This is a genomic window from Coprococcus sp. RTP21428st1_C9_RTP21428_210409, assembly GCF_040227395.1.
Lineage (GTDB): Bacteria > Bacillota > Clostridia > Lachnospirales > Lachnospiraceae > Coprococcus > Coprococcus aceti.
The window spans coordinates 1-2731 of record NZ_JBEHVV010000126.1 but is presented as its reverse complement, the minus strand read 5'-3'; the positions used below and the strand labels follow the sequence as shown (position 1 = coordinate 2731).

Here is a 2731-nt window from a genome sequence, read left to right as displayed (position 1 = left end):
ATGGCAAGCCCTGTTGTGACAGGTCCACTTGAATTGCTCTTTGCCGCATCTGTCTGGGTTGCAACTGCATCATCCGCAAATGCCTGTATTCTGCCGCCCATAATAGAAAAAACTATAAAAATAACAGCGAAAGAAACAGCCATAACGCCTCTGTTCAAATGTTTCTTATACGATTCTCTTTTCTTCATACTCATCACGCCTCATCTCTGTAGTATATTTTCATTGCTCAATTTATATATGTATATATTTCATCTATATCAGCTAAGTCCTGTCATACTCTCAAGTTTCAATATATCATCAAATATCTTCTGATAATTTCTGTTGCTTGTATCCATGTTCATGGTCGGCAGCAGCATCCTGTCAGATACCTGATACACACATAGCGGATTCTCAGATATATCAAGCTGGTATAACTCCATACCACTTTTCATAAGCTGTTTTCGCAATTTCTCGTAGAAGTAGTCGCCTATTGTCTCAAGGGTATTACCACATCCCTCAAACTCAGGAAGTTCATTAAGATACCGTCCCCTATACTGATCTATAAATGACGAGATGATTGCTTCCAACTTAAAAAAGGGAATATCCTCTTTACTATCCTTCATACCTATATAAGTGACAACTGTAAATGAGTGTCCATGTATCTTCGTTATGTCGCCATTAAAACTATGTTTTGCATTAAAGTAGGTTCTGTATATATAGTAGTTAAACAACCATACCCCTCCCGACCATAAACTTCTATTTCAACTTAATAAGACTCATTCTTATCATCTCTAAATTATAAGTACATCATTGTGATATATCAATGATGAAAAATTGCCAAAATAATGTCTGTTTTATGAACATTTTGTAACTTTATGTATAGTCAGAACGTTTCAACCGATTGCGCTGTTCACATTTTATTATCTGTTTGAGTGTTATTGATTGAATAGTCACAGAATCAGTCAAACAGTCATGATGTGAAGAGTCAAAAAAAGATCCCATCCATATGAATGAGATCTTTTTATCTATATCTGCATTATTGCCCCGACATTGCCATTTATGACTCAAGCAGTTTCTGAACACTTACAAGCTTTACGCAGAGAACAAATATCTCTGTTGCCTGCTGCATCTCCTCTGGTGTTGGGAATGAAGGTGCGATCCTGATGTTGCTGTCCTTTGGATCGTTGTGATATGGGAATGTTGCACCTGCGCCTGTGAGGATAACTCCTGCCTCCTTGCACTTGGCAACTATAGCCTTTGCACAGCCCTCCATAGCGTCAAATGATATGAAGTATCCGCCGAGAGGCTTGATCCATGAACCGATTCCAAGTCCGTCAAGCTCCTCCTCAAGAACTTTGAGTGTAGCCTCAAACTTTGGTCTCATAAAATCAGCATGCTTCTTCATGTGCTCCTTGAGTCCGTCAAGGTTCTTGAAGTATCTTGCATGTCTGAGCTGATTTACCTTATCGTTTCCTATGGTCTGTATTGTGTAATGCTTCTTGGCATCCTCAAGATTTGCATGTGATGTAGCCATAGCTGAAACTCCTGAACCAGGGAAGCTTACCTTTGATGTTGAAGCAAACTCAAATACCATATCAGGATTGCCTGCCTTCTCACACTCCCCGATGATATCAAGTATCTCTACCTGATTGTCCTCGTACAGATGATGGATGACATAGGCATTGTCCCAGAAGATCCTGAAGTCCTTAGCCGCAGGCTTGAGATTTGCAAATCTTCTTACTGTCTCATCGCTGTAGCAGATTCCCTGTGGGTTTGAGTACTTTGGCACGCACCATATACCCTTTACTGTTGGATCTGAATTTACAAGTTCTTCAACCATATCCATGTCTGGACCTGTCTCTGACATAGGTATGTTGATCATCTCTATTCCAAAATGCTCTGTGATAGCAAAATGTCTGTCATATCCTGGAACAGGGCAGAGGAACTTCACCTTGTCAAGCTTACACCAAGGTGTCTCTCCCATTATTCCATGTGTATATGCTCTTGATACAGTGTCAAACATAAGAGTAAGACTTGCGTTACCACCGATGAAGATATGATCCTCAGTAGTTCCCATCATCTCTGCCATAAGTCTCTTGACCTCTGGAATTCCATCAAGGCACCCATAGTTTCTGCAGTCTATGCCACACTCTGACTTCATATCAGAATCACTGTTGATAACATCCATAAGACCAACAGATACTCCAAGCTGGGTTGGTGATGGCTTACCTCTTGACATATCAAGGTTCAGGCCAAGAGCCTTCTTCTCCTCATATGCCGCAAGCAGCTGCTCTCTAAGTTCCATTAACTCTTCTCTTGATAATTCACTGTACGCTTTCATAAAAGTCTCCCTTGCTACCTAACAATGTTATAGTTATATGTCCAGGTTGCACGTCAAAATATTCTACATCAAATAGACTATCCTAACGTTCAACCCTTGTATCATATAATTTATTTCTCCGGTTGTCTAGACCTTAATCGCATAAGTTTGCAGTATTTTGCAAATTTTGGTTGAAAAATCTAAGTTTAATCACTGTATTCGACTATATTTTCGTCAAAATTTCATATTTAACTTTTTATTTTCAAGTTAGCCGACATTGAAAGATGCTGCAGTGTTCTTTTGGGGTCGGCTTAAATATATGGCTCTATTGGTTATTTAGATGGTATCATGGATGCTATCTCAGCGGCAAGCTGCGACTTCGGCATGGTCTGAAGTGTTATCTTGCCAGGACCAGTTACCACTGTATTGAAG

2 protein-coding genes and 1 pseudogene are annotated in these 2731 nt (G+C 39.8%); all 3 read right to left on the bottom strand.

The window, feature by feature from the left end:
* A pseudogene (locus ABUA34_RS14060) lies at window positions 1-188 on the bottom strand (Firmicu-CTERM sorting domain-containing protein); the annotation flags it as partial.
* A 69-nt stretch (window positions 189-257) separates the two neighbouring features.
* Window positions 258-710, bottom strand: coding sequence for a 6-carboxytetrahydropterin synthase (locus ABUA34_RS14055; protein ID WP_022216358.1), 453 nt, complete (start codon window positions 708-710; stop codon window positions 258-260).
* A gap of 326 nt (window positions 711-1036) precedes the next feature.
* A complete protein-coding gene (locus ABUA34_RS14050) occupies window positions 1037-2320 on the bottom strand; it encodes an aspartate aminotransferase type Ic (protein WP_349823520.1) in 1284 nt (427 codons plus the stop codon).
* Between the last annotated feature and the right edge of the window lie 411 nt (window positions 2321-2731).

Excerpts from the sequence above, each read along its gene's own strand:
- ABUA34_RS14050 (WP_349823520.1), bottom strand. The coding sequence starts at position 2,320 with ATGAAAGCGTACAGTGAATTATCAAGAGAAGAGTTAATGGAACTTAGA.